General features: G+C 53.2%; 20 protein-coding genes. 13 read left to right on the plus strand and 7 right to left on the minus strand.

The window, feature by feature from the left end; all coding sequences use genetic code 11:
- The first annotated feature begins 325 nt into the window (after nt 1–325).
- Complete coding sequence (locus FHS90_RS01200) at nt 326–2569, plus strand: glycoside hydrolase family 3 C-terminal domain-containing protein (protein ID WP_246386548.1); 2244 nt, start codon at nt 326–328, stop codon at nt 2567–2569.
- Nucleotides 2570–3146: 577 nt separating this feature from the next.
- Here the strand turns inward: FHS90_RS01200 and ctlX are convergent.
- The 3 genes from ctlX to FHS90_RS01215 all read right to left on the minus strand — a co-directional run bounded on the left by ctlX (nt 3147) and on the right by FHS90_RS01215 (nt 4974).
- On the minus strand, nt 3147–4097 hold the full coding sequence (gene ctlX, locus FHS90_RS01205; protein WP_182511265.1) for a citrulline utilization hydrolase CtlX: 951 nt from the start codon (nt 4095–4097) through the stop codon (nt 3147–3149).
- A 204-nt stretch (nt 4098–4301) separates the two neighbouring features.
- The gene (locus FHS90_RS01210; protein WP_066830837.1) at nt 4302–4568 is read right to left on the minus strand and encodes a hypothetical protein; all 267 of its coding nucleotides are present in this window, start codon (nt 4566–4568) and stop codon (nt 4302–4304) included.
- Between the two features lie 121 nt (nt 4569–4689).
- Nucleotides 4690–4974, minus strand: a complete 285-nt coding sequence (locus FHS90_RS01215) for a hypothetical protein (RefSeq protein WP_066830835.1) — start codon at nt 4972–4974, stop codon at nt 4690–4692.
- Between the two features lie 221 nt (nt 4975–5195).
- On the opposite strand from FHS90_RS01215, the gene FHS90_RS01220 reads away from it, so the two are divergent.
- The 4 genes from FHS90_RS01220 to FHS90_RS01235 all read left to right on the plus strand — a co-directional run bounded on the left by FHS90_RS01220 (nt 5196) and on the right by FHS90_RS01235 (nt 8980).
- Nucleotides 5196–5969, plus strand: coding sequence for a 5'-nucleotidase C-terminal domain-containing protein (locus FHS90_RS01220; RefSeq protein ID WP_182511266.1), 774 nt, complete (start codon nt 5196–5198; stop codon nt 5967–5969).
- Nucleotides 5970–6051: 82 nt separating this feature from the next.
- A complete protein-coding gene (locus FHS90_RS01225) occupies nt 6052–6987 on the plus strand; it encodes a bifunctional metallophosphatase/5'-nucleotidase (RefSeq protein WP_182511267.1) in 936 nt (311 codons plus the stop codon).
- A 96-nt stretch (nt 6988–7083) separates the two neighbouring features.
- Nucleotides 7084–8508: a chromosomal replication initiator protein DnaA gene (gene dnaA / locus FHS90_RS01230; protein ID WP_066830829.1), complete on the plus strand. Its 1425-nt coding sequence runs from the start codon at nt 7084–7086 to the stop codon at nt 8506–8508.
- Nucleotides 8509–8530: 22 nt separating this feature from the next.
- Entirely contained in the window at nt 8531–8980 is a 450-nt protein-coding gene (locus FHS90_RS01235) for an RrF2 family transcriptional regulator (protein WP_182511268.1), read from the plus strand.
- A 48-nt stretch (nt 8981–9028) separates the two neighbouring features.
- Here the strand turns inward: FHS90_RS01235 and FHS90_RS01240 are convergent, their stop codons facing one another.
- A complete protein-coding gene (locus FHS90_RS01240) occupies nt 9029–9346 on the minus strand; it encodes a hypothetical protein (RefSeq protein ID WP_182511269.1) in 318 nt (105 codons plus the stop codon).
- A 1082-nt stretch (nt 9347–10428) separates the two neighbouring features.
- Between FHS90_RS01240 and FHS90_RS01245 the strand changes: the two genes are divergently transcribed.
- Nucleotides 10429–11067: a peroxiredoxin gene (locus tag FHS90_RS01245; RefSeq protein ID WP_066830825.1), complete on the plus strand. Its 639-nt coding sequence runs from the start codon at nt 10429–10431 to the stop codon at nt 11065–11067.
- Nucleotides 11068–11162: 95 nt separating this feature from the next.
- Here the strand turns inward: FHS90_RS01245 and FHS90_RS01250 are convergent, their stop codons facing one another.
- Complete coding sequence (locus tag FHS90_RS01250; RefSeq protein ID WP_182511270.1) at nt 11163–11660, minus strand: hypothetical protein; 498 nt, start codon at nt 11658–11660, stop codon at nt 11163–11165.
- 57 nt (nt 11661–11717) lie between these two features.
- Nucleotides 11718–12155, minus strand: a complete 438-nt coding sequence (locus tag FHS90_RS01255; RefSeq protein WP_182511271.1) for an OsmC family protein — start codon at nt 12153–12155, stop codon at nt 11718–11720.
- A gap of 755 nt (nt 12156–12910) precedes the next feature.
- On the opposite strand from FHS90_RS01255, the gene FHS90_RS01260 reads away from it, so the two are divergent.
- From FHS90_RS01260 to FHS90_RS01285, 6 genes are all read left to right on the plus strand, one after another.
- On the plus strand, nt 12911–14407 hold the full coding sequence (locus tag FHS90_RS01260) for a GH3 auxin-responsive promoter family protein (RefSeq protein WP_182511272.1): 1497 nt from the start codon (nt 12911–12913) through the stop codon (nt 14405–14407).
- A 112-nt stretch (nt 14408–14519) separates the two neighbouring features.
- Nucleotides 14520–15803 (plus strand): hemolysin family protein, encoded by a 1284-nt coding sequence (locus FHS90_RS01265; protein ID WP_182511273.1) that lies wholly within the window; start codon nt 14520–14522, stop codon nt 15801–15803.
- Between the two features lie 311 nt (nt 15804–16114).
- A complete protein-coding gene (locus FHS90_RS01270; RefSeq protein WP_182511274.1) occupies nt 16115–17269 on the plus strand; it encodes a 1-deoxy-D-xylulose-5-phosphate reductoisomerase in 1155 nt (384 codons plus the stop codon).
- 91 nt (nt 17270–17360) lie between these two features.
- Entirely contained in the window at nt 17361–18674 is a 1314-nt protein-coding gene (gene rseP, locus FHS90_RS01275; protein ID WP_066830815.1) for an RIP metalloprotease RseP, read from the plus strand.
- 96 nt (nt 18675–18770) lie between these two features.
- Nucleotides 18771–19283, plus strand: coding sequence for a DUF6702 family protein (locus FHS90_RS01280; protein ID WP_182511275.1), 513 nt, complete (start codon nt 18771–18773; stop codon nt 19281–19283).
- A gap of 137 nt (nt 19284–19420) precedes the next feature.
- Nucleotides 19421–20170, plus strand: a complete 750-nt coding sequence (locus tag FHS90_RS01285) for a hypothetical protein (RefSeq protein WP_082893411.1) — start codon at nt 19421–19423, stop codon at nt 20168–20170.
- Between the two features lie 313 nt (nt 20171–20483).
- On the opposite strand, the gene FHS90_RS01290 is transcribed toward FHS90_RS01285, so the two are convergent.
- Nucleotides 20484–22484 (minus strand): OmpA family protein, encoded by a 2001-nt coding sequence (locus FHS90_RS01290; RefSeq protein WP_246386550.1) that lies wholly within the window; start codon nt 22482–22484, stop codon nt 20484–20486.
- A 194-nt stretch (nt 22485–22678) separates the two neighbouring features.
- On the opposite strand from FHS90_RS01290, the gene lon reads away from it, so the two are divergent.
- Entirely contained in the window at nt 22679–25180 is a 2502-nt protein-coding gene (lon, locus tag FHS90_RS01295) for an endopeptidase La (RefSeq protein WP_182511276.1), read from the plus strand.
- Nucleotides 25181–25198: the final 18 nt, after the last annotated feature.

Below are 25198 nucleotides of genomic sequence, written 5' to 3' on the forward strand. Positions count from 1 at the left end.
TCTGGCCTGTTTTGCGCAAAACAGGCCAGAAACAGGATGTGAAGAATTCTGGTTTTTCCTCTGTCAGTGGTGGTTTAGAAGGAAGGCTTTACCACATACAATTGCAATCAAAAGTAGCTAGCCAGGCAAATGGCCGGTAGTGAAGTGCATGGGGCCAAGCATTCATGTGCGGCATATTCTCCAACTCAAATTACTATTGGCATACTATCAGATGAAAATCAGAAGATCCTATATTCTATCTTGCCTAGCGCTTCAATTTATGGTTTTCGGTCTGGTACAGGCTCAGTCAGCGTCAGTGCCAGCTGGAGGTGCACCAGCCTCTCCCTTGCCTCCACAACTTGGGCGCGACCCTATAGCGGAGGTGCTCAAGGCCATGACCCTTGAAGAGAAATCACTGATGGTGACAGGCGCAAAGCGGCGGGAGGTGGTGCCGGTGGCCACCCTGGGCCGAAAGCAAAAGAACATTACCGCAGTAGGTGGCTATACGTATCCGTTTGTCCGGTTAGGGATACCGGCCATTTATCTTTCAGATGGCCCGGCGGGGTTGCGTATTGCACCCCGGAGAGAGAATGATCCCAATACCTACTACTGCACCGCTTTTCCTGTTGCTACCCTGGTGGCTTCCAGCTGGGATGTACAGCTTGCCGAACAGGTAGGCCGGGGAATGGGGCATGAGGCGCTGGAGTATGGTGTAGATATTCTGCTCGGCCCGGCCTTGAACCTTCACCGTGACCCGCTGGGCGGACGGAGTTTTGAATATTATTCTGAAGACCCGCTGGTTTCAGGCAAAATGGCCGCTGCCGCCGTGCAGGGAATACAGTCACAGGGAGTAGGCGCCTGTCTTAAACACTTCGCGGCCAACAACCAGGAAACCAGCAGGCGCTTTATCAATACCGTTGTAAGTGAGCGTGCTTTGCGGGAGATCTACCTGAAAGGCTTTGAGATAGCGGTGCGCGAGGCAAAGCCTTGGACCGTAATGTCCTCTTATAACAAGATAAACGGGGTGTACACTTCAGAGAGTAAAGAACTGCTGGAGACAATACTGCGGGAGGAGTGGGGCTTTGATGGCTTTGTGTTAAGTGACTGGTACGGGGGCGAAGATGCGGTAAAGCAAATGAAAGCAGGCAATGATTTGCTCATGCCGGGGTTGGCAGTATGGTCCAACAAGATTGACAGTGCTGTCAGGCACAGGAACTTGGAGGTTAGTTTGGTTGACCAGAACATCAGCAGAATTCTACAGGTAGCCCTTAAGACTCCTACCTTTAAGAATTACCCATATTCAGAAAAACCCAACCTTGTTGCAAATGCCCGGTTAGCACGGGAGGCAGCCGCCCAGTCAATGGTGCTGCTGAAGAATGATAGCAAAGCCCTTCCTTTGGCAGAGACTGACAAAAAAATAGCGGCGTTTGGAAATTACTCTTACAAGTTGATAGTAGGTGGCACGGGCAGTGGCATGGTCAATAACAAATATGGTGTTTCACTGGTGCAGGGTTTGGAGAATGCTGGCTACCAGTTAGACAAAGGGCTGAAAGAGCGGTATCAAGCATACCTGACCAGAGGAAGGCCCCAAAATCTGAAAGCTGACAGCCTCATTACGGCTTTACCTAAGTTGGATAGCATCTTAGGTGAAATGGCCATTGATGAATCCCTGATTCACCTAAAAGCCAAAGAGGCAGATCTGGCCGTAATTACCATCATGCGGGTTTTTGGGGAAGGCGGTGACCGAAAGCTGGCCAACGATTATTATCTAACTGCAGAGGAGAGAAGCTTGTTGAAAACCGTGTCTGACTCATTTCATGCGCAGGGAAAGAAGGTGGTAGTGATTTTGAACATAGGAGGCGTGATAGAAGTAGCGAGTTGGCGCGGCATGGCAGACGCTATCCTGTTGGCGTGGCAGCCAGGGCAGGAGGGAGGAAATGCACTTGCAGATTTAATCTCCGGAAAAGTCAATCCATCTGGTAAATTGGCCACCACCTTCCCAAAAGATTACCAAGATAGCCCTTCCTCTAAGAATTTTCCGGGTACCCCTGCGGGTGAGCCTAAGCAGGTGGTGTATGAAGAAGGTGTCTATGTGGGGTATAGGTACTTTGATTCTTTCAAGGTTGATCCTGCTTATGAGTTCGGGTATGGTCTGTCATATACAACCTTTGGTTACAAGAACTTGAAACTTGGCTCTGGTACTTTTAAAGATAAAGTTACTGTTACCTTAGAGGTGACAAACACTGGTAACGTGGCGGGGAGAGAGGTAGTGCAAGTATATATAAGTGCTCCTGCCAAGACCATGGAGAAGCCGCTGAAAGAATTAAAAGGCTTTGCTAAAACCAGGCTGCTACAGCCGGGGGAAACCCAATCCTTGGTGTTTACCTTAGATGCCCACGCGTTGGCCTCTTTTGATGCAAATACCTCTGCCTGGGTAGCTGACGCAGGACTTTACCAGGTCAAGGTAGGAGCCTCGTCCCAGAACATTAAACAAACCGCCTCCTTCACGCTGCCTAAAAGTATTATTGTCCAGAAAGTAAATAAAGTACTGAGCCCTCACGTACGCATTAAAGAATTCAGTAAGAACTGATTCAGCTGTGCGGTCTTTTTTCTCTTGAAAAGTCTCCCACGGGCATGCCACAACAGAGGTGAATCTATCGCGTGAGGTCATCATGTTGCCAAGAAATGAGGGTTGCTTGCCCGGTGTAATAAAAGAAATTGACTGCTTTTTTTGGGGAGGAAGCTGCCTGCAGTTCTACTTTCTTTGTTGGGCCAAGTTGAACAGCCCCCTGCACCAGCTAGATGCCCAAGCTGCAGGACTTAAAAAAAAGGTCCAATGAATGGCTCAAGCAGTGCAGATTGGTTTGGTGAAAATGGCTGTGAAGCATAAATGATAGCAAGGCTTGTGTTTGCTTCGGAAGTAACAGGGGAAATCTGAAGACTCCCCGCCCATGAATCTAAGTCGTTTAGGTTCCCAGCAGAATGGTGAATCAACCTTTAACCAGAAGCTATTCTATGTGTGCCTGATCAGGGCGTAGGGCTCTGCACCAATAAGGATTTTCTCTGTTTTTGACCTGTTTTCCTGAAAGTAGGCCAAAAACAGAACTTCAACCATTATAGGTGGGAGCTAGCATTAATTAAATCACAATCAGCGAAGAACAACCCGCTTACCTGAAAATCTCCGCCAGCATGCAACGGGCGCTTCCGCCGCCGTGTAGTTCAATCGTCCTTAAATCGGCCCGTACCATTTTGGTGCGGCTGTTCAGTTCCTCAAACTGGTCTTTGCGCAGGGCTTTGTAGGCCTTCTCAGACATAACCAACACCGGTTCACCCGCTTTGTTGCGCACCTGCAGCATGTTGCCCGCCATTTTCTTCACCTGCGCCAGGCTTAAATCAATGATTTCCTTGCCGGTGTCTACCAAGGCTTCCAGCAACTGGCCCTGCTCCTCCTCGTCAGGGATTGCCTCCAGGCACACCAGCGCGAAGTCTACGCCTATGGTCAGGATGACATTGGTGTGGTAGATGGGCAGGCCGGTGCTGTCAAACGCATGGAATGGAACAGGGCGGTAATCCAGAGCTTCACAGAAAGCGTTGAGGGGTTCCAGGTGGGTGCGGTCAGAGAGGCAGGCGTAGGCAATGCGGTGCTTGCGGTCTAAGACCAGGCTGCCGGTCCCTTCCAGAAATTTGCCTTCGGCCTCAAAAGAGGTAAGGTCTATGACTTCCTTGAATGCCAGGCCGTGTGCTTCCTGCAGCTGGGCCAGCAGGTCAGGGTGGCGCTCCAGCCTTCGGGTGGGGGAGAAGAGGGGGTAAAGCACTACTTTCCCGCCTGTGTGGAACGAGATCCAGTTGTTGGGGAACACGGCGTCTGGGGTGGCGGGTGTCTCTAGATCATCCAGCACCACGGCGTCAATGCGGGCGGCCCACAGCTTGAGCAGGAACTGGTTGAACTCGTCCAGTGCCTTCTGCTGCACCTTGGCCTCAGTGCCCGCCGGAACCTCCTGTTGAAAGGCGTTGGTGGCGGCCGTCTCTGGGTTAGACCCAAAGTGGGCGGGGCGCACCAGCAGGACCTGTTGGGCTAACGGATAAGTGGGGTGGGCGGGAAGTTGCGGAAGTTCCATACAAGGTGGCCGGTTTGGTGGCGCCGCAAGATACAGAATTCAACAGGCAGTCGCTAAGAAGAGGCAGCAGGATCTGCCAGAAAGTGCAGGGGTGGCAAATTCCGGAACCCCTGAGGCCCGCAACAGGAAAGCGTTTTTGGCCTGTTTTCAGAAAAACAGGCCAAAAACGCTTCTGCTTTCATTTGAAATATTCCCCCAAGGGTGCTACCGGCCAGGCTCTGAGGCGGCCGGCGCCGCAAGGGCCGCTGACTGGGGCTTGGCTGCCTTGTTTCTTCTGAAAAGCCGAAAGCAGCGGGTCATCATACGTCTGAAATTCTTGGGGAAGGTGGCGCGGCACCAGCGCTTCAACTCCCGTATCTCCTGGGTTAACAGTAGCCTCAGGCATTTGCGCAGCTCCTTCTCAAACAACTTTACATCAAAACTAACTTTCAGGAGAATGAACTTGCTGTACTGCAGGTAAGAAGTGCTCATAATGTAAAGAACGGTTACAATGGTTGCTCAGGTTGGAAGGAATGGGAATAGAAGAGAATCCTTATCCCCAGAAGGGAAACAGATTAACGGAGGGCGGGGGAAAAGGGCAAGGTTACAGTGGCTACGTCAGGATTCGCCGGAAGAGCAGGTACAGGGAAGGCAGCACGGCACGGGGAGAGGAGAGGGAGGTTCCGCTGGCCGCCCACGCTGTAACCTGCAGGCGAAAAAGAATGGACAGAGAACTGGAAAGGGTAAACCGGTGCAGCAGACGGTGCCACACGTGTCTTGCCCGTGCGCGCCAGTGGCGCGGCGCCGGGCGGGTGGCCCGCACCCAGGACAGGCACCGGGCAAACCCCGGTACCCCAAACCACAGCTGACGGAAGATATGCCAAAGAATCTGTAGCATAGCGGGTGCTGAAAGGGTGACTACCAGGTGGCGGGCCAGCTACCTGATGGAGACAAGTTTATAGAAAAAGTAATTAATTGTCAAGCTTTTATCTTATTCTTTAAAGAAAAGACAGGCACTGTTTTTGAGCTGTTTTCAGAAAAACAGCTCAAAAACAGCATAGCCCCGGCTTTGGGTTTTTAACGGGCAGGGGCGTACCTTTGAGAAACCGTATTTTTTTCATGACTTCTATTCTCCCTTTCAATACCCGCCGGTGGGCAGTCTTAGCGGTAGCACTTTTGATGACCCTGGGGGCTTGCCAGCGCGGGCTCACCCCCACGGCCCAGCTCACCCGGCCCACCAACCTTCCGGTGAATACCCAGATTGCCCCAGACCCCACCGCTGAAAAGACCATTGCCCCGTACCAGACCCGCGTGAACCAGACCATGAACGAGGTGATTGGCCAGGCGCCGGTGGCGCTGGAGAAGGGGGTGTATGAGTCAGCGCTTGGTAATTTTGTGTCTGACCTGAGCCGTACCCAGACCATGGCGGTGTATGGCAAGCCCATTGACCTGGGCGGCATGACCAACGGCGGCTTGCGCAACCCTATTGACCAAGGGCCTATCACGGTGGGCGATGTCTTTGAGCTCATGCCGTTTGAGAACGAGATGCTGGTGCTCACCCTATCAGGGCAGACCGTGAAAGAAATGTTTGACTTTGCCGCCCGCACCAGAATCCTGGTCCTTGCCAACGCCTCTTACACTGTGCGCAACGGGCAGGTGGAGAGCATCTTCATTGGCGGGAAGCCCTTTGACCAAAACAAGACCTACACCCTGGCCATCTCAGATTACCTCGCCAACGGCGGAGACAACATGTCTTTTCTGAAGGATGCTTTGAAACGGGAGCAGACCGGCCTGCTGGCCCGTGACGCCATTATGAAGGAAATCAAACAGCGCACCGCCCAAGGCAAACCCGTGGTGGCTGAGAAAGACGGACGGGTGAAAGTTTTAAATTAGTATCAGGTAGCAGGTATCAAGTAGCAAGACTCCAATAGGCTCTTGTCTTGATACTTGATACGCGATACATGATACCAAAACCATGAAACGCAGAGAGTTTATAAAGAATACCATAGCCGGAACGGCTGGGCTGGCGGTGCTGGGCTTGCCAGGTTTGGCCAGTGCGGCCAGGTCCTCCATCAAACTGACCATTCTGCACACCAATGACATGCACTCCCGCATTGAGCCGTTCCCCAATGACGGCCGCAAGCACGGCGGGTTGGGCGGTATGGCCAGGCGTGCCACGCTGGTGAAGCAGATCAGGGCGCAGGAACCCAACGTACTGCTGCTAGACGCCGGTGATATCTGGCAGGGAACGCCGTATTTCAACTTCTTTGGGGGGGAGCTGGAGTATAAACTTATGACCCAGATGGGCTATGATGCCGCCACGCTGGGCAACCATGACTTTGACAATGGGCTGGAAGGGCTGCAGAAGCAGCTTCCGCACGCGGGCTTCCCGTTTATTGTAGCCAACTATGACTTCTCCAATACTATTCTGAAAGGCAGATTTCAGCCGTACAAGGTATTTGTGAAAGATGGGGTGCGCGTAGGCGTGTTCGGGTTGGGAATCCAGTTGCAGGGGCTGGTGGCCGATAACAACATTGGCGGCACCAGGTACTTAGACCCTGTGGCTACCGCCGAAAAAATGGTGAGGACGCTTAAGCAGGACGAAAAGGTGGACCTGGTGATCTGCCTGTCCCACCTGGGGTATAGCTATGAGTATGACAAGATAGATGACCGCAAGCTGGCCAAGCAGGTAAGCGGCATTGACCTGATCATTGGCGGGCACACCCACACCTTCTTAGATGAGCCGGAGAAAATTGCCCACCCTGGCGGCCACGTAACGCTGGTGAACCAGGTGGGCTGGTCAGGCATTAACCTGGGCCGCATAGACTTTACCTTTGACAGAAAAAGCAAAACAAAAACGGCCACCACGGCCTCTGTTCTGCCATTGAATGACAGTGTCAGAATTTCGTGAAGTTCAAGTTTTTTTCTCAAGACTTTTTTTCCATTTTTGTAACCCCCTGAAAAAATCGACACTCAAATTAAAGCGGGATTGGAAGAAGCGATGTTAATGGTAAAAGACTGTACAACCGTCTGGCATAACTGTTTACAGGTTATCAAAGACAATATTGGCGAGCAGAGCTACAAGACGTGGTTCGAGCCCATTACGCCTTTGTCTTTGGCCGGCAACGTATTGACAATTCAAGTGCCCAGCCAGTTCTTCTATGAGTGGCTGGAGGAACACTATGTGGGCCTGCTGAAAAAAGTCGTGTTTCAGGAACTGGGCAGCGAAGGCCGCCTGGAATACTCCATCATTGTAGACCAGGGCAACGACCACAGCAAACCCCAAACCGTTAACATCCCCACCAAGAAAGTACCGGCGGCCGTCGCCAATTCATACAGCCCGGAGCGCTCATTCCTGAAGAACCCGTTTGAGTCAAAAGCCATTGACCGGCACTTCTTCAACTCGCAGCTGAACCAGAGCTATACCTTTGAGAACTACATTGAAGGTGACTGCAACCGTCTGGCGCGTTCTGCGGGTTACGCCGTGGCGAATAAGCCGGGCACCACGTCTTTCAACCCGTTAATGGTGTACGGTGGCGTGGGCTTAGGCAAAACGCACCTGGTGCAGGCCATTGGCAACCACATCAAGAGCAACAATCCAGACAAGTTTGTGCTGTACGTGTCTTCTGAGAAGTTCGTGAACCAGTTCATTGAATCTTTGAAGACCAACAGCGTACAGGACTTCGCCAATTTCTACCTGCTGGTTGATATTCTCATCATTGATGACGTGCAGTTCCTGAGCGGCAAAGAGAAGACGCAGGAAATGTTCTTCCATATCTTCAACCACCTGCACCAGAGCGGTAAGCAGATTGTGATGACCTCAGACTGTCCGCCCCGTGACCTGAAAGGCTTGGAGGAGCGTCTGTTGTCCCGCTTCAAGTGGGGCCTCACGGCCGATTTGCAGAGCCCGGACTTTGAAACCCGCATGGCCATCATCCAGAAAAAGATGCAGAGCGACGGGATCCATATTCCGGACAACGTGATTGAATACCTGGCTTACAGCGTAGATACCAACGTGCGGGAACTGGAAGGGGTGTTGATTTCGTTGATAGCGCAGTCCTCCTTGAACCGCAAAGAGATTGACCTGGAACTGGCCAAAGCCGCACTCAAACACATCATTGAAGATGTAGAGACTGAGGTAAACCTGGATTTTATCCAGAAAACGGTGGCTGAGTACTTTCAGGTAAGCCTGGATTCGCTCAAAGCCAAGACCCGTAAGAAAGAGATTGTGACGGCGCGTCAGGTGGCTATGTACTTCGCGAAGGAATACACCAGCCACTCGCTCAAGTCCATTGGGTACCATTTTGGCGGCCGCGACCACTCTACGGTAATCCACTCGGTGCAGACCGTCTCTGACCTGATTGATACCGACAAGAAATTCAAGGCTTCTATTCAGGAGCTGCAGAAGAAGTTCAAGGTGAAGGCGGTTTAACAACGCGTTTTCTCTAAACCCTATGATTTCAAAAAAGGCCAAGTACGCCCTCAAAGCACTTCTTTATTTGGCGAAGCAGCATGACCGCGGTCTGGTGCTCATCTCTGAGATTGCCGCCGCTGAGCGCATTCCGCGTAAGTTTCTGGAGGCCATTCTGGTAGACCTGAAGGTGCAGCAGGTGGTGCAGAGTACCCGCGGCAAGAACGGCGGCTATACGCTGGTGAAAGACCCGGCGCAGATCTCAGTGGGTAACGTGATCCGGATGATTGACGGGCCGCTGGCGCCGGTGCACTGCGTGAGTCACCTTTATTATAAGAAGTGTGATGAATGCGTAGACGAGGCTACCTGTGAGATCAGGCTGCTCATGAAGCGCGTGCGCGATGCCACCTGTGAAATTCTGGATACCACGTATCTGGCAGATTTCTCTAAAGTCACGGCGTTGATGATAGAGGAAGAAGCCAACCAAATTTGATAGTTTCTGTTTTCGGCCTGTTTTGAGAAAAACAGGCCGAAAACGCTTTTATACAATTCCTGTCAAGTTTTTCTTAGCTTGTTGAAGAATCTGACGCAAGTGCTTAAGGGAATGCTTCGGTTGTTTTTCCGTTGGCTTTGGCGACGGTGACTGAGGTAGGGTTGGAATGCGTAGTCTGCTGTTCCCTTTGCTGGGCAGTTGGATGCAGTGCCTCACTGGAGCAAATGTTTCATTTTTGCCGCTGCTGCAGATGCTGGAATGGTTAACCGCTGTTTCCTTGGCTAGCTGCTGCTGATGCAATGCGTGGTCTGCTGTTTCCCTGGGCTGGGCTGTTTGCTCCGGTGCGAAATCCCATTGCAGTTTCATCTTTTCCGTTAAGCGCTCACGGCCGCGGGGCCCCGTCCTGGCGGGGAGCACTGCTGTTAAAACTAGGCCTTCCGGCCTTGCCGCCGGAGCGGCACCGTAGTAACAGAGGCGCTCACCCCCAGGACTGGTTTGGGTTCCTTTTCTGTCGCTGCTTTTCTAGTTGTAATCTGTTTGCAGGCAACTGTTGCTGATCCGCTAGCCTAAGCCGGGCCCGTGCTGCGCATATAAACGTTTGGGAATGAGTTTTAAGGGTAGCTGCGTTTCGGGCAGCTCCGTTTCTGGCCTACTTTCCGGAAAACAGGCCAGAAACTCAGTTTGGTTTGCTTCCTCTACTTCAAGTTCCCCACGCTATTCCCCTTTTCTCATGCAATTCTACATTACTCACGCAATTCTGATGCTGGTTCAAGCTTGCAGCTTGGACCTACCATGGCGGGAAGTTTCTAACTTACCTGAGGCAAAGCCTCAAACTACTTTATCTGATACTCCCCCTTTGAAGGGGGCGAAGGGGGATGTTTACACCAGCAGGGCACGCATTGCATATGTAAGGGTGTATGGCATACGCCCGCACACATGGCTGATTTCCCCACTCGTAGAGACCAGGCACCGCTTTGCCTCTCACGCATTCCCGGTATTCCCCTCCCCGGAGGGGTAGGAGTGGGTTCTACGCATGGCTGAACGGTCCTCTGTGAATCTGGAAACTCAGCTCAAGTGGTCACGAGCTACAAGCTCGCGCCAGCGAACTCCGAAACAATCACCAATTGACCAGCAGCCATTCTCAAAAGACTCATAGCGTGCGCAGCACCTGCGAACGTCTGTGCCAGGTACGTTTCCAGCCCACTTTCCTCAAATCAACACCACCACAGCCTTTCCCGGAACATCTGTCACCTTCACTAAAAATCCATTCTTTTCTTGCCATCTCGTCAAATATATCAGCTTTCAGTTGGAATTACAATAATTGGTGTCTTTCTTTGTCTACTTCTTCTATAGAGATTCTAAAGCTCTGCTGCTGGCTATAAGTATATGGAGCCAGGCAGAGGGCAGACAAAAGACAGTTAACCATTCACACCATAAAGAACAAAACAATGGCTTTAAGATTAGGCGACATTGCCCCAGATTTCACCGCAGAAACCTCACAAGGCACTATCCATTTCCATGAGTGGATTGGCGATGGCTGGGCGGTCCTGTTCTCGCACCCGCGCGACTATACCCCGGTTTGTACCACAGAGCTGGGCGCCGTTTCTAAAATCAAAGACGAGTTTGACCGCAGAGGCGTGAAAGTAGCCGCCTTGAGCGTTGACCCCATTGACTCGCACCACGGCTGGATTCAGGACATCAACGAAACCCAGAACACCACCGTGAACTTCCCCATCATTGCAGACCCAGAGCGCAAAGTCTCTGACCTGTATGACATGATTCACCCCAACGCCAGTGACACCTTCACCGTGCGCAGCGTGTTCATTATTGGGCCAGACAAAAAAGTGAAACTCATCTTCACGTACCCAGCCTCTACCGGCCGTAACTTTGCTGAGATTCTGCGCGTGATTGATTCCTTGCAACTGACTGCCAACCACAGTGTGGCCACCCCGGCTAACTGGGAAAACGGGCAAGACTGCGTGATTCTGCCGTCTGTGAAACAGGAAGAAGTAGAATCTAAATTCCCGAAAGGCCACGTGGTGATCAAGCCCTACCTGCGCATGACGCCGCAGCCGAACTTAGACTAAGCTGCCAATTTTGGTAAAAACAGAAAGGCCCTTCTGCCAAGAAGGGCCTTTCTGTTTTTGGCCTGTTTTCAGGAAAATACCCCCAAAACAGGAATCTATCTTCTGGTATTGGTAGACGTGTCCGTGACCGGTATGGCATGGCGCTCAGCCACCACCAGCAGCTTCTCCCGCACCATGCGCTGTCCTTTGCGGGTACTCACCAGCTTCAGGTTAACGCTGCAACGGGAACCGTCACGCATGGCAAAGCGGGCCTGGGTGTTGTTCAGTGAAATGTCTGTGACATCTTGCAGCGGTATTGCCACTTTGCTCTTAAAATGACCCCGTTTCTCCACCACGTAAGCGGGCGTGATCTCAATGTAAGACTGCTGCCCAAACAGAGACGTGTTCTGCGCCAGAATGAACAGCAGGTAACAAAAGGCCAGCACCAGAAAGATGTAGTGGATAAAGTGACGGTCGTTGGTAGAGGAGCCGGGCTCCGTCATAATCAAAAACGTACCGTACGCCAACCACAGCAGCACCAGCGCCAACTGCACCCCGAAGGAGATTTTATGGTCACGCGACGGGCGCAACCCAACTCTAGCCAATGATTTCATGCATTCAATCTATTGGGCAAAGATAATGAAATTTTGATATCGGCCTCAGGCCGAAGATCAGGCACCTTTCAGGGTTGCCTGCAGCGTGATCTCGGGCACTGAGGCCAACGCTCTGGAAATTGGGCAGCCCTCTTTGGCTTTCTGGGCCTGTTGCTGGAAATCATCGTTGGAGATGCCGGGCACGTCAGCCTCGCACGTCAGCGCGATTTTGGAGATGAACGGGCCGGTATCATCTTTGCCCAGTGTGATTTTGGCCACGGTTTTAACCGAAGTGGCGGGCGTGCCCGCGCCTTCCAGCAACGCGCTCAGGAACATGGAGAAGCAGCCGGCGTGGGCCGCGCCAATGAGTTCCTCAGGGTTGGTGCCGCTGGCGCCTTCCTCAAACCGTGACCCGAACGAGAAACGCGCGTCCAGGGTGCCGCTTTGGGTGGCGATGGTGCCTTTGCCGCTTTTCAGGCCGCCTTCCCAGACCGCCGTACCTGTGTTATTTGCCATAGTTTTAAAATTTGTTAGGTTGGTTTAGATGAAAGATAACGAGAACTCCTGAATTTCCACGCATTACGTCCCCCTTTGAAGGCCCGGGATGAATACTCGTGCAGAGTCTCGCATTCCCGAGATTCATTTCCTCTTTTTCATTTTATACAAATCAGACGGTTCTTCAACGGCCTTCGTCATCCCCCTACCCCCTTCAAAGGGGGACGCAATGCGTGCAGCAAAGACCATGGAACGATTAGAATGACATTACTGAATTCTCTCTTTTATTCCCACACTGCTCTGCTGCCGCTCCTGTTCGGGATTTGTAATCCCGAACCTGGGTAACTGCGGATTTGCAATCCGCGGCTTTTCTGATGGATGGCGCAGTGACGGGGATTACAAATCTCCGGTTATTTCCTTTCAGATTTTAAATCCGGAAGAGCGGTTCAAGAGCATTTACCTTATCTCATACGCTGAAAGTGAGCACCCAAGCCTACCAAAACGCCGCAGTTGCCCGGTAGGTTGAATTCCCAACTTCTGAGTTCCTGTAAGCTGTACTGAAATTTAAGAGGTTTGGTTATCGCCGCCCAGGCGAAAATAGGTGCGCCATGTTTCTCGTGAGAAAATTGCGTTTTCGGCCTGTTTTCGCCAAAACAGGCTGAAAACAGCGAGAGTGCGGCGTCATCTACTTTAGGAGAAGATTAGTATCTTTACCCACTTGGCTGTGTTTCTAAGGTCAGGAATTTGTATTTTAAGAACTTGATTTTTTTGCGTCTATGGGAGTAAAGTCATTGTTGAGTAAACCGTTTGCCGCGTGGGTGCATGCCCGGCAGAAAGGCTGGATGGAGCGTCCGGCCCAGGCTCAGCAACAGATTTTTCACCAGATCATGAAGAAGGCGGCCAACACGGCCTTTGGCAAAGACCATTACTTCAAAGACATTCAGAGCCATAAGGATTTTGTGCAGGCGGTGCCGGTGCGGGACTATGAAGGGCTGCGGCCGTATTTTGACCGCCTGAAAAAGGGCGAGAAAGACGTGCTGTGGCCGGGGCTTCCGCTGTATTTCGCCAAAACGTCAGGCACCACCTCGGGCACCAAATACATTCCCATCACCAAAGACTCTATCCCCAACCACATCAACAGCGCCCGCAACGCGCTCCTGAACTACATTCACGAGACGGGCAAGGCGCAGTTTCTGGACGGCAAACTCATTTTCCTGAGCGGAAGCCCGGTGCTGGAACAGGTGGCGGGCATTAATACCGGCCGGCTGTCGGGCATTGTGAACCACCACGTGCCGGGGTACCTGCGCACCAACCAGCTGCCCAGCTACCAGACCAACTGCCTGGAAGACTGGGAAACCAAACTAGACGCGATTATTGACGAGACGCTGGGCCAGCAGATGACCTTGATCTCAGGCATACCGCCGTGGGTGCAGATGTACTTTGACAAAATCATGGCCCGTACCGGGCAGCACATCAAAGACGTGTTCCCAGACTTCAACCTGTTTGTGTACGGCGGCGTGAACTTTGCGCCCTACCGGGCGAAGCTGCTGGAGAGCATTGGGCGGAAAATTGATTCTATTGAGACATTTCCGGCCTCAGAAGGCTTTTTCGCCTACCAGAACCAGCAAGAAGACCCTGGTTTGCTCCTCATGGCCGACAGCGGCATCTTCTACGAATTCATTCCCGCCGAGGAATACCACCAGCCCAACCCGCGCCGCCTCACGCTGGCCGAGGTGAAAACCGGCGTAAACTATGCGCTCATCATCAACAGCAACGCCGGTCTCTGGGGCTACTCCATTGGCGACACGGTCAAGTTCACGTCTTTGTTTCCGCACAAGCTGGTGGTGAGCGGCCGCCTCAAGCATTTCATTTCCGCCTTTGGCGAACACGTGATTGCCGAGGAGGTGGAGGGCGCCCTGCAAGACGCCATGGCCGAGTTCAGGGAAGTGGCCGTGACCGAGTTCACCGTGGCGCCCTACGTGAGCCAGAATGCCGGTGCGTCTTACCATGAGTGGCTTATTGCCTTTGATACCCCGCCGCATGACCCGGATCGCTTTGCCAAAGCCCTCAACTGGCACCTGCGCCGCCGCAACAGCTATTATGACGACCTCATTGCCGGCAACATTCTGGCCAATCTGAAGATCACGCCGCTGCCGCCAGACGCTTTTCAGCGGTACATGAAGGGCCAGGGCAAGCTGGGCGGGCAAAACAAGGTACCCCGGCTGAGCAATGACCGTCATCTGGCGGAGGGGCTGCTGGAGGTGGCGCGGTAGTAGGCCGTTTCTGGCCTGTTTTTCTGAAAACATGCTGAAAACGCCAATTGCTCGTTATGCCCAAAGTAATCCAAGATTTTCGTTTACCTGATTCGCGTTCTCTTACTTCCCCATGGAAATTCTCATTCTCGTTGTCCTCACCTTGTTAAACGGCTTCTTCGCGCTGTCAGAAATCTCCATCATTTCTGTGCGGAAAGACCGCATGAAGCGGAAGGCGCAGGAAGGCAGCAAAAGCGCCCAGACCGTGCTGGACCTGCTGGCCGAACCCGAAGATTTCCTGTCGGCGGTGCAGGTGGGCATTACCTTGATTGGCGTGGTGCTGGGGGCGTACGGGGGCGCGGCCCTCTCTGATGACATGCGGGGCGTGCTGGTGCAGGTGGAGTTTCTGGCCCCGTACGCAGATACGCTCTCCATTATCATTGTGGTGGGCCTGATTACCTATTTCTCCATTGTGATTGGGGAGTTGATCCCCAAAACCTTGGCCATGGGCAGCAGCGAGCGCATTGCCTTGCTGGTGGCCCCCATCATTAAAGCGTTTACCAAGGGCACGTTGCCGCTGGTCAAGCTGCTGTCTATGTCTACCAACGTGGTCATGAAAATCTTGCGTGTGAAAGAGGCCGAAGAGGAGAAAATGTCAGAGGAGGAACTTCGGCAGATTATTAAGACGGCGGGCAAACAGGGCGTATTGGCCAAAGACGAAACCGATTTGCACCAGAACATTTTCCAGTATTCGGGGCAGCGGGCGCGTAACCTGAGAACCCACCGCCGCGAGGTGGAATGGGTGAACCTGCAGGAACCCGTGGAGGAAATCCATCGCAAAATCAAGGCGAGCGCGCATTCCAAGTTTCCGGTATATGACGGCCAGCAGGACAAAATCATGGGCATTCTCACCGCCAAAGACTTTTACGAGAACCTGCTCACCCAGCGCCTGCCCGTGGCGGCCATTGTGAAAGAGCCTATTTACGTGCCTGAAACCATGTACGCCAGCGCGGTGCTCACGCTGTTCAAGGAGAAAAAGCAGTACCTGGGCATTGTGGTAGACGAGTTTGGCGCGGTAGAGGGCATTATCACGCTGCATGACATTCTGGAGGCCATTGTGGGCAACATCCCAGACATTGATGAGCTGGAGGAAACGCTGCTGGTGAAACGTGAAGACGGCTCTTTCCTGGTGAGCGGCGGCCTGGAAGTGAAAGAGCTGAACAGACAGCTCAAGCGGGAGCTCATCAAGAAAAACCCCACTGAGTTTGAGACCCTGGCCGGCTTCATCATCTATTACCTCAACCGCATTCCGGCCACCGGCGAGAAATTCACCTACAACGGCTATGAGCTGGAGATTGTAGACCTGGACGGCAGCAAGATTGACAAAGTGCTGTTGAAGGAAATTCCGGTGAAATAGCTTTTCCGTTTTCGGCCTGTTTTCAGGAAACTAGGCTGGAAACGTAGGCATAATCGGACGCTTCACCCTTACGTATTTTGTCATCCTGAAAGGAACTTGTGGGCGAACAGTAGTACCGCTTACTACAATGCTATTACCGTTTGCCACCGAGATTCTTCCAGAATGACAAAATTAGAAGATAGAAAAGTGTGTTGGTGGCAGGTCATGAAGCCACTACCAGACCCGCCGGGGCAAATCAGAAAATAGAAAGAAACTCCCGTTTTTCCCCTAATTTCGCAAAAACAGGCCAGAAACGGCTTTAATGAGAGTACATGAAGAAACGAGTAGCCGTTCTTGGCTCCACGGGCTCTATTGGCACCCAGGCGCTGGAGGTGATTCAGGCGCAGCCGCAGGCATTTGAGGTAGAGGTGCTCACCGCCCACAGCAACGCAGATTTGCTCATTGCCCAGGCCATTGCCTTTCAGCCCAACGTGGTGGTGATCACCAAAGAGGAGCTGTATGACCAGGTGCGCGATGCACTGGCGGCGCACCCCATCAAAGTTTACGCGGGCATGAGCGCCGTGAACAGCGTGGTGCAGATGGACACCGTAGACATTGTGCTCACCGCCATGGTGGGCTACGCCGGGCTGCAACCCACCATCAAGGCCATTGAGGCAGGCAAACCCATTGCCCTGGCAAACAAGGAGACGCTGGTGGTGGCGGGCCAACTGATCACTGAGCTGGCGCGGGAAAAAGCGGTCAACATCTACCCGGTTGATTCTGAACACAGCGCTATTTTCCAGTGTCTGGCGGGCGAGTTCCATAATCCTATTGAGAAAATCATTTTGACCGCCTCGGGCGGGCCGTTCAGGGGCAGAGACCGGGCGTTTCTGCAGACGGTGACCAAGGCGCAGGCGCTCAAGCACCCCAATTGGGAAATGGGGGCCAAGATTACCATAGATTCGGCCAGCCTCATGAACAAGGGGCTGGAGGTGATAGAGGCCAAGTGGCTGTTTGGGCTGCGCAATGACCAGATAGAAGTGGTGGTGCACCCGCAATCTATTGTGCATTCGCTCGTTCAGTTTGAAGACGGTTCTTTAAAGGCGCAGATGGGCCTGCCTGACATGAAGCTGCCCATTCAGTATGCGCTCAACTACCCCAACCGCCTGAAAGCAGATTTCCCCCGGTTCAACTTCCTGAACTACCCGCAGCTCACGTTTGAGCAGCCAGACCTGGAGACGTTCCGGAATCTGGGGCTGGCGTTTGCGGCCATGGAGAAAGGCGGCAACGCGCCGTGCGTGCTCAATGCCGCCAATGAGGTGGCCGTGGCGGCGTTCCTGCGCGACGAGGTGGGCTTTCTGGAGATGAGCGACCTCATTTCTGACTGTCTCGCTAAAGTTGCGTATATTGCCAGCCCTTCGTTAGATGACTACGTGGAGTCAGACAAAGAAGCCCGTCGTTTGGCGTTAGAGCACTTGCAGGCGTAAGTTTCTGCCGCTGCCAACGACTTACAAGTAAATTGACAGCAAAGCCAAACAAACCCCCGGGTGTTTGGTTTCTACCTTATAACCGTAGTAAATGGATGCATTAGTAATGGCCGGCCAGTTAATTCTGGGGCTGACCATCTTAGTTGGAATACATGAGTTAGGGCACATGCTCACCGCCAAATGGTTTGGCATGCGCGTTGAGAAATACGCCATCGGGTTTCCGCCCAAGCTGGTGAGCAAACAGGTAGGGGAGACCGAGTACATGATTGGCATGATTCCGCTGGGCGGATTTGTGAAAATCTCAGGCATGGTAGACGAGTCACTGGACACCGCCATGCTCTCACAGGAGCCGCAGCCGTGGGAGTTCAGGGCCAAGCCGGCCTGGCAGCGCCTCATTGTCATGATGGGCGGCATCATCTTCAACGTGATTACGGGTATCCTTATTTTTGCCGCCTTAACCTACGTGTACGGTGAGAGCTACCTGCTGGCCAAAGACGTGCAGTACGGCATAGTGACCAATGAGATTGGCCAAAAGATGGGCCTCCGGGACGGTGACAAGATTGTGGCCATTAACGGCAACCCGCTGGTGGAGTTCAATGACGTGTACAGCCCAGACGTGCTGCTGGGGCAGAACGCCTCTTACACGGTTGAGCGCAACGGCCAGCAAGTTCAAATTAAAGTACCGGTAGACCTGATGGACAAACTGGCCGACGGCGACAGGGTAGGTTTTATTCTGCCAAGGGAGCCGTTTGCCGTTGAGGCGGTGAAAGCCAAAAGTAACGCGGCCAAAGCCGGCCTGCAAGCCGGAGACCGAATTGTGAAGGTGAACGGACAGCCGGTGCAGTTTTTCCATGAGTTCCAGCTGGCGCTTCAGAACCTGAAAGGCAAGACGGTTCCCATGCAGGTTGAGCGCAACGGGCAGCAGCTTACCCTTAACACCACCATTGATGAAGATGGGGTGATTGGGTTTCAGCCGGAGCTGCTTTTACCGCGGGCTACGCGGGAGTACGGGTTGCTGCAATCTATACCGGTGGGCGCTGAGAAGGCATTTGGCGTGATCACCACCAACATCAAGGGGTTTGCCAAGATTTTCAGACGGGAGGTGTCTGCCTCTAAAGCGTTGAGCGGGCCTATTGGTATTGCGCAGATCTTTGGCGGCAACTTCTCCTGGGTTAATTTCTGGGCCATCACGGCCATGCTTTCCATGGTACTGGCTTTCATGAACTTTCTGCCCATTCCGGCCCTGGACGGCGGGCACGTGATGTTCCTGACCTATGAGATGATCTCGGGCCGGAAACCGTCAGACAAGTTTCTGGAAAACGCCCAGAAAGTGGGCATGGTGCTGCTGCTGGGCCTGATGGGCTTTGCCATTTTCAATGACTTCTTCAAGCTGCTGTTCAACTAGCCGGGCCGGTAGTGCCTGTTCAAGATTTTTATTTTACCACCTGGAGACGCACTAACCAAGCGTCTCTAGCTGTTTATAGGGGAGAAGGAGAGAACGATGAAAAAAAAGAGACGTGGCCTCCGGCCGATTTTGGCGCTGCTGGTGGCTTTCTTTCTGACGGGGCCGGCATGGGCGCATGAGTTTCACACCAGCATCACAGATGCCCGCTATAACGCTAAAAACGCCACCTTTGAGCTGTCAGTGCGGGTGTTTGCAGATGACCTGGAAGAGGCCCTGACCAGAAGGCAGAAAACCCCCGTCCGGTTAGACAAATCTGAGCGGGTGAACAAACTCATTGCTGAGTACCTGCAGGCACACCTGGCTATGGCCCATGCCAAGGGGGCGCGGCCCGCACTCCGTTTCTTAGGCCTGCAGGAAGAGGCAGACGCGGTGTGGCTGTATGTGGAGATTCCGGTGGGCAAGGCCCCGGGGGGGCAGGTCTGGGTGCAGAACGCGCTGCTAACCGAGCTGTTTACTGACCAGACCAACATTGTGAACGTAGAAGTGGCGGGCAAGAAACGCTCTGCCCTGCTCAAGACAGGTGATACCCAGCAGAACATCACTTTCTAAACCCAACCCAACTTTTTCCCGTCCCAGCCGTTTTTGACCTGTTTTTCAGAAAACAGCCCGAAAACAGAATTGCCTCCGGCTCACCTGGCACTTTGGGTAACCGCAGGACCACTGTTGTAGTACAAACCAATTCCCCCATGTTGAAACGCTTTTCCCTCCTGAGTTCTCTGGCCCTGGTTTTTTTTGCCAGCGGCTGCTCTTCCCTGTACATGCCCAACGTGCCCAACACGCCCATGCTCACGGCCAAAGGTGAGCTGAGCACTGGGGCGCACATCACTTTCAGGGGCAATGCCAATTTTAATTCGGCGTACGCCGTTTCTGACCACATTGGGGTGCTGCTGAACGGTTCCATGATGAACAACAGCCGCAAAAAGGAAGACTTCAGGCACATGCTGCTGGAGGGCGGCGGCGGGTATTTTACCACCTTTGGGCCTGAGAACAACCGCGTGCTGGAAATTTATGCCGGCCTGGGCTACGGCAGCAGTGACCGCACCCACAAGAAAGAATCCCCAGAGGGCGTGGTGAGCTATGACCGGCAGGAGACCAATTTTAAAAAGCTCTTTCTGCAGGTCAATTACTCCTCTAAGAAAAAACGGTATTTGCGGCTCTTTGGTGAGAAGTACCCGTTAAATTACGGCACCGCCCTGCGGGTTAGCCATGTGAACATGCTGGGGTTTGTGCGGGACAATGTGAGCCAGCCGGCCGAAGACAATATTTTTCTGGAGCCCATCTTCTTTACCCGCATGGTATTGAGCCCCCACGTGCAGCTGCAGTACACCAGCGGCAGCAACTTCGGGCTAAAGAACCGGGACTTTATGACGGCCGGCAACTCTGTGTTGAGCGTTGGCGTGGTGATCAATGTGGGCGGCCTGAATTTGCGGAAGTAAACGGAGTGGAAATCTGGCTGTGGTTTTTAGGCTTTAGGTCAAATTGAGGCACGCATTCCGTCCCCCTTTGAAGGGGGTAGGGGATGACGAAGGCCTTTGAAAAACCGTCTGTTCTAGCCAAATGAAATGAAAAGTGATTCTCGGGAACGCGAAACTCTGCACGAGTAGATCAGCACAAGTAATCATCCCCCTACCCCTTCAATGAGGGACGGAATGCGTCATCAAAGTTTAGAAGTTCCGTCAAAGGTGAAACCCGTTTTCGGCCTGTTTTCCGGAAAACAGGCCGAAAACGGGATTTACGTTGTGCAAGTCTTTACCAGTTGCCGGTGCCGTTTTCAGAGCCCGGGGCGGTGCTGGGTTTGATGAGCTTGAACTCTACCCGCCGGTTCACGGCCCGGTCTTCAAGGGTGCGCTCCTCTTTAATGGGTTCTGTACTTCCCTTGCCTACGGCATGGATTCGGCCTATGTCCAGTTTCCCTTTTTCTTCAATGTACTTCTTGATGGCAATGGCCCGCCACTGGCTTAGCTCCTGGTTGGCAACAGGGTCGCCGCTGCTGTCTGTGTGGCCTTCTATGCTGAGTTTCACCTGCGGGTGGTCTACCATGAACAGCACAATGCGGTCAAGCGTGGCCTGCATGGCATCTTTGATATCGGCTTTGCCCTCATCAAACTCCAGGTTTTTAAAGATCAACGGAATACTGTAGTCAATGAGTGTGCTCATGATTTTCAATACCGTGTCATTTTTCAGGTCAATTTCTTTTTCAATGGAGAAAAAGTCGGGGCTCTGGATCAGCATCATGTAGCGGCTGTTGTCTATGAGGTCAAAGTCAAAAGACCCGTCTTCCCGCACATATTTTGACGCCACCTCAATGCCGTTATCCAGGTCAATGATGGAGATGATGCCCTTCAGGGGCTGGTTGGTCACTGAATCTGTAAGCACCCCAGACAGTTTGGTCACGGCCAGCGGGTGCGCCTCCATGGGCAGCGGGAACGAGTACAGGTCCAGGTTCTTAGGGTCTGTGGGCTCAGAGCGGGCGTAATACAGGTTGGTAGAGGCGGCGTTGATGGTGAAGTAGTACTCACTGCCTTTGCCGTTCACCAGCGGGCCCACGTTGCGCGGTTCCTGCCAATTGCCCTTCACGCGGTAGGTCTTGTAGATGTCAAAGTCCCCAAAGTTGAGCAGTTGGCCCCGTGAGCTGAAGTACAGCACCTGGTACAGCGGGTGGAAGTAAGGGCTCACCTCGCTTTCCCGGGTATTCACCACCGGGCCTAGGTTCTGGGCGTTTGACCACTGCCCGTTCTTCAGTTTCACGGTGTAGTAGATGTCAGACATGCCAAAGCCGCCCAGCCGGTCAGAGGCGAAATAAAGCGTGTCCTCTCCGGGCGAAAGGGTGGGCTGGGAATCCCAGGCTTTGGTGTTCACCGTGGGGCCCAGGTTCTTGATCTGGCCCCAGCTGCCGTCAGAGAGCTTGGAGGCGGTATAGAGGTCACAGTTGCCAAAGCCGTCTGGGCTGTCACAGCGGGCGAAGAAAATGGTTTTCCCGTCGCGGCTCAGGCAGGCAGAGCCTTCGTTGTAAATGCTGTTGATGGGCTTTCCAAAAGACTGGGCCTCGTGCCAAAAGCCGTTTTCATTCTTAGAGAAGTAGATGTCCTCATCTGTACCAGTGGCTTTTACCCCTTTGCGGCGCGAGGTGAAGATAAAAATATCATCATCTGAATGCACGGCGGGGCCATAGTCCTCTACTTTGCAGTTGATGGCATCACCCATGTTGGTGTACACCCCGCGCGGCGGTTTAAAGGTAGCCACTGACTTGCGGTACTCCACCAGCTCATAATAGTAGTTGAGGGGAACATAGAAGTCTTTTTTCTTCTGCTCCAGCGAGTCATAATACAGCTGCACCTGCTTGATGTCTGTGCGGTGGTGTTTAAGCACCAGCCGGTAATAGGCAATGGCCCGCTCGCGCTGCCCCGTCCTTTCATAAAGCTGGCCCAAACGCCACAAGAGTTTTGTATCTTTGTAGAAATTCTCAATCCCGAAATTGCCCACGTACTCCTGCAACAGCGGAAGCACTTTGTTCCACTGCTGTTTCTTTTCCAGTTTCTGTATTTGGGCTAACTTGGACTTGTGGTAGTAGTACGGCAACTCGTTGATGTGCTTAAACTCCAGAACCAGCTCAGCGTCTGGCAACTTTTTGCGCAGGGAGTCTGTGACAGGCCTTTGCTTGAGGCGCAGCGGGTTCTTGGTTTGCCCGTGAACAGAGCAAGCGAGGGCCAGCAGCAGCAGAAGGGGGAGTATGGAACGAGTAGGCATCATAACAAAGCAGCACGAGCAGGCAATACCCAGAAAGGGGAGTCAAATGTACTCCTTTCTCCCCTGAAATATAAACGAAACGGCCAAGTTTTGCACGCAAACATTGGCATAGCTCTTGTAAAATATATACATTAAAGGAAATCTACTGTACGGAGGGGAGGAATACTGCCATTATGGCACTCCCAGAGGCCTGTTTTATGAATTATACCCGAGAGAACCTACTGCACCAACTCATGCTGTCTGATTTGTCTGACGATAATAATGGCGAACTCATCACCATCATTGCCTCAGATTTAGACAATGACGAAGGCGCTGAAAAAAATATCCCAGACACATTGCCGCTTCTGCCCATCAGGAACACCGTTCTGTTCCCCGGGGTGGTGCTGCCCATAACCGTGAGCCGGAAAAAATCTGTGCGGCTGGTGCGCAAAGCGTACCGCGGCGACAAAACCGTGGGGGTGGTGGCCCAGAAGAACATGAACGCAGAAGAACCTACCTCTGAGGACCTGTTTGAGGTGGGCACCATGGCCAAAATCCTGAAAATGCTGGTGCTGCCAGACGGCAATACCACCATCATCATTCAGGGGCAGAGCCGCTTTAAGATAGAGGAGGTGACCCAGGAGGAGCCGTACATGGTAGCCAGGGTGTCACACCAGCCAGAAACGTTCCCTAAGAAGAACAGCAAGGAGGTGAAGGCGCTGGTGCAGTCGCTGCAAGAGGCGGCGGCCAAGATCCTGAAGCTGAACCCGGAGATACCCCAGGAGGCGCAGGTGGCGCTGGACAATATTGACAGCCCCAGCTTTTTGACCCACTTCTTGTCCAGTAACATCAACGTAGAAGTGCCGCAGAAGCAGAAACTGCTGGAGATCAATGACGGGGTGGAGCGGGGAACCACGCTGTTGCAGCTCATGATGCGGGAGATCCAGATGCTGGAGATCAAGCAGGAGATTCACAGCAAGGTGCATTTAGATATTGACGAGCAGCAGCGGGATTATTTCCTGCGCCAGCAGATCAAGGTCTTGCAAGACGAGCTGGGCATGGACGGGCCTGAGCAGGAGGTGGAGCGCATGCGCGCAAAAGCCGCCAAGAAAAAATGGCCTGAGGCTGTGGCCAAGCATTTCAACAAAGAACTGGACAAGCTGAGCCGCTTAAATCCGCAGGCGGCAGAGTATCCTATTTCCCTGAACTACTGCGAGTTCCTGCTGGACCTGCCGTGGAGCGAGCATACCAAAGACAACTTCAACCTGAAGCGCACCAAGAAAGTACTGGACACAGACCATTACGGCCTGGAGAAGGTGAAGGAGCGCATTCTGGAGTACCTGGCCGTGCTCAAGCTGAAGAATGACATGAAAGCGCCTATCCTTTGCCTCTATGGGCCTCCGGGGGTGGGTAAAACCTCACTGGGCCGGTCTGTGGCGAAGTCTCTGGGTAGAAAATATGTGCGCATAGCTCTGGGCGGCGTGCGGGATGAGGCCGAGATCAGAGGGCATAGGAAAACCTACGTGGGCGCCATGCCGGGCCGCATCATCAGCCAGATCAAGAAAGTAGAGTCTTCTAACCCCGTTATGATTCTGGACGAGGTAGACAAGCTGAACTCTGATTTCCGTGGCGACCCGTCTTCTGCGCTGCTGGAGGTGCTGGACCCTGAGCAGAACCACACCTTTGTAGACAACTACCTGGAGGTGGAGTATGACCTGTCAAAAGTGTTGTTCATTGCCACGGCCAACTCTTTAGACACCATTCACCCGGCCCTGCGGGACCGCATGGAGATCATTGAAGTGACCGGTTATACCATTGAGGAAAAGGTGGAGATAGCCAAGCGCCACCTGATCCCTAAGCTAAAGACAGACCACGGCCTGGAAGCCAAAGACGTGACGCTGTCTGGTGCGGCCATTCAGAAAGTAATTGAAGACTATACCCGCGAATCTGGCGTTAGAAATCTGGAGCGCAAGCTGGGGGCGGTCATCCGGAACATTGCCAAATCAAAGGCCATGGAAGAGGAGTGGCCGGCCAAGCTGGAACCCAAAGACGTGGTGCGTATTCTGGGGCCTGAGATCTTTGACAAAGAACTTTACCAGGACAATGAAACCGCAGGCGTAGTGACCGGCCTGGCCTGGACCAGCGTGGGCGGCGACATCCTGTTCATAGAATCTCTGCTGAGCCGCGGCAAAGGCAAGCTGACCCTGTCTGGTCAGCTGGGTGATGTGATGAAAGAGTCTGCCATTACGGCCGTATCTTACCTGCGCGCCCACGCAGAGGACCTGGGTATTGACTACCGCCTGTTTGATCAGTATGACCTGCACATCCACTTCCCTGAGGGGGCGGTGCCCAAAGACGGGCCTAGTGCCGGTATTGCCATCTTCACCTCCATTGCCTCAGTGTTCACCCAGCGCAAGGTGCGGTCCCATCTGGCCATGACCGGTGAGATTACGCTGCGCGGAAAAGTACTGCCGGTGGGTGGCATCAAGGAGAAGATTCTGGCGGCCAAGCGGGCGGGCATCAAAGACGTGATCCTGTGCCAGAAGAACCGGAAAGACGTCAATGAAATCTCAGCGCACTATATTGAGGGGCTGAACATCCATTACGTAGACCGCGTGGATGAAGTGCTGGACTTTGCGCTGCTGCCAGAGAAAGTGGCCCGGCCCCTGGACCTGCGGGTGCGCGAAGAGAATACTTCGGCCCAGGCCGATGCCTCTTAAGTTTCTGTTTCCGGGCTA

Origin of the sequence: Rufibacter ruber (assembly GCF_014138425.1) — a bacterium.
GTDB classification, from domain to species: Bacteria; Bacteroidota; Bacteroidia; order Cytophagales; family Hymenobacteraceae; genus Nibribacter; species Nibribacter ruber_C.

Excerpts from the sequence above, each read along its gene's own strand:
- FHS90_RS01255 (WP_182511271.1), bottom strand. The coding sequence starts at position 12,155 with ATGGCAAATAACACAGGTACGGCGGTCTGGGAAGGCGGCCTGAAAAGC.
- FHS90_RS01260 (WP_182511272.1), top strand. The coding sequence starts at position 12,911 with ATGGGAGTAAAGTCATTGTTGAGTAAACCGTTTGCCGCGTGGGTGCAT.
- FHS90_RS01225 (WP_182511267.1), top strand. The coding sequence starts at position 6,052 with ATGAAACGCAGAGAGTTTATAAAGAATACCATAGCCGGAACGGCTGGG.
- FHS90_RS01285 (WP_082893411.1), top strand. The coding sequence starts at position 19,421 with ATGTTGAAACGCTTTTCCCTCCTGAGTTCTCTGGCCCTGGTTTTTTTT.
- FHS90_RS01235 (WP_182511268.1), top strand. The coding sequence starts at position 8,531 with ATGATTTCAAAAAAGGCCAAGTACGCCCTCAAAGCACTTCTTTATTTG.
- FHS90_RS01265 (WP_182511273.1), top strand. The coding sequence starts at position 14,520 with ATGGAAATTCTCATTCTCGTTGTCCTCACCTTGTTAAACGGCTTCTTC.
- FHS90_RS01270 (WP_182511274.1), top strand. The coding sequence starts at position 16,115 with ATGAAGAAACGAGTAGCCGTTCTTGGCTCCACGGGCTCTATTGGCACC.
- FHS90_RS01245 (WP_066830825.1), top strand. The coding sequence starts at position 10,429 with ATGGCTTTAAGATTAGGCGACATTGCCCCAGATTTCACCGCAGAAACC.
- FHS90_RS01210 (WP_066830837.1), bottom strand. The coding sequence starts at position 4,568 with ATGAGCACTTCTTACCTGCAGTACAGCAAGTTCATTCTCCTGAAAGTT.
- FHS90_RS01220 (WP_182511266.1), top strand. The coding sequence starts at position 5,196 with ATGACTTCTATTCTCCCTTTCAATACCCGCCGGTGGGCAGTCTTAGCG.
- FHS90_RS01250 (WP_182511270.1), bottom strand. The coding sequence starts at position 11,660 with ATGAAATCATTGGCTAGAGTTGGGTTGCGCCCGTCGCGTGACCATAAA.
- dnaA (WP_066830829.1), top strand. The coding sequence starts at position 7,084 with ATGGTAAAAGACTGTACAACCGTCTGGCATAACTGTTTACAGGTTATC.
- FHS90_RS01215 (WP_066830835.1), bottom strand. The coding sequence starts at position 4,974 with ATGCTACAGATTCTTTGGCATATCTTCCGTCAGCTGTGGTTTGGGGTA.
- ctlX (WP_182511265.1), bottom strand. The coding sequence starts at position 4,097 with ATGGAACTTCCGCAACTTCCCGCCCACCCCACTTATCCGTTAGCCCAA.
- FHS90_RS01280 (WP_182511275.1), top strand. The coding sequence starts at position 18,771 with ATGAAAAAAAAGAGACGTGGCCTCCGGCCGATTTTGGCGCTGCTGGTG.
- FHS90_RS01290 (WP_246386550.1), bottom strand. The coding sequence starts at position 22,484 with ATGATGCCTACTCGTTCCATACTCCCCCTTCTGCTGCTGCTGGCCCTC.
- lon (WP_182511276.1), top strand. The coding sequence starts at position 22,679 with ATGAATTATACCCGAGAGAACCTACTGCACCAACTCATGCTGTCTGAT.
- rseP (WP_066830815.1), top strand. The coding sequence starts at position 17,361 with ATGGATGCATTAGTAATGGCCGGCCAGTTAATTCTGGGGCTGACCATC.
- FHS90_RS01240 (WP_182511269.1), bottom strand. The coding sequence starts at position 9,346 with ATGAAACTGCAATGGGATTTCGCACCGGAGCAAACAGCCCAGCCCAGG.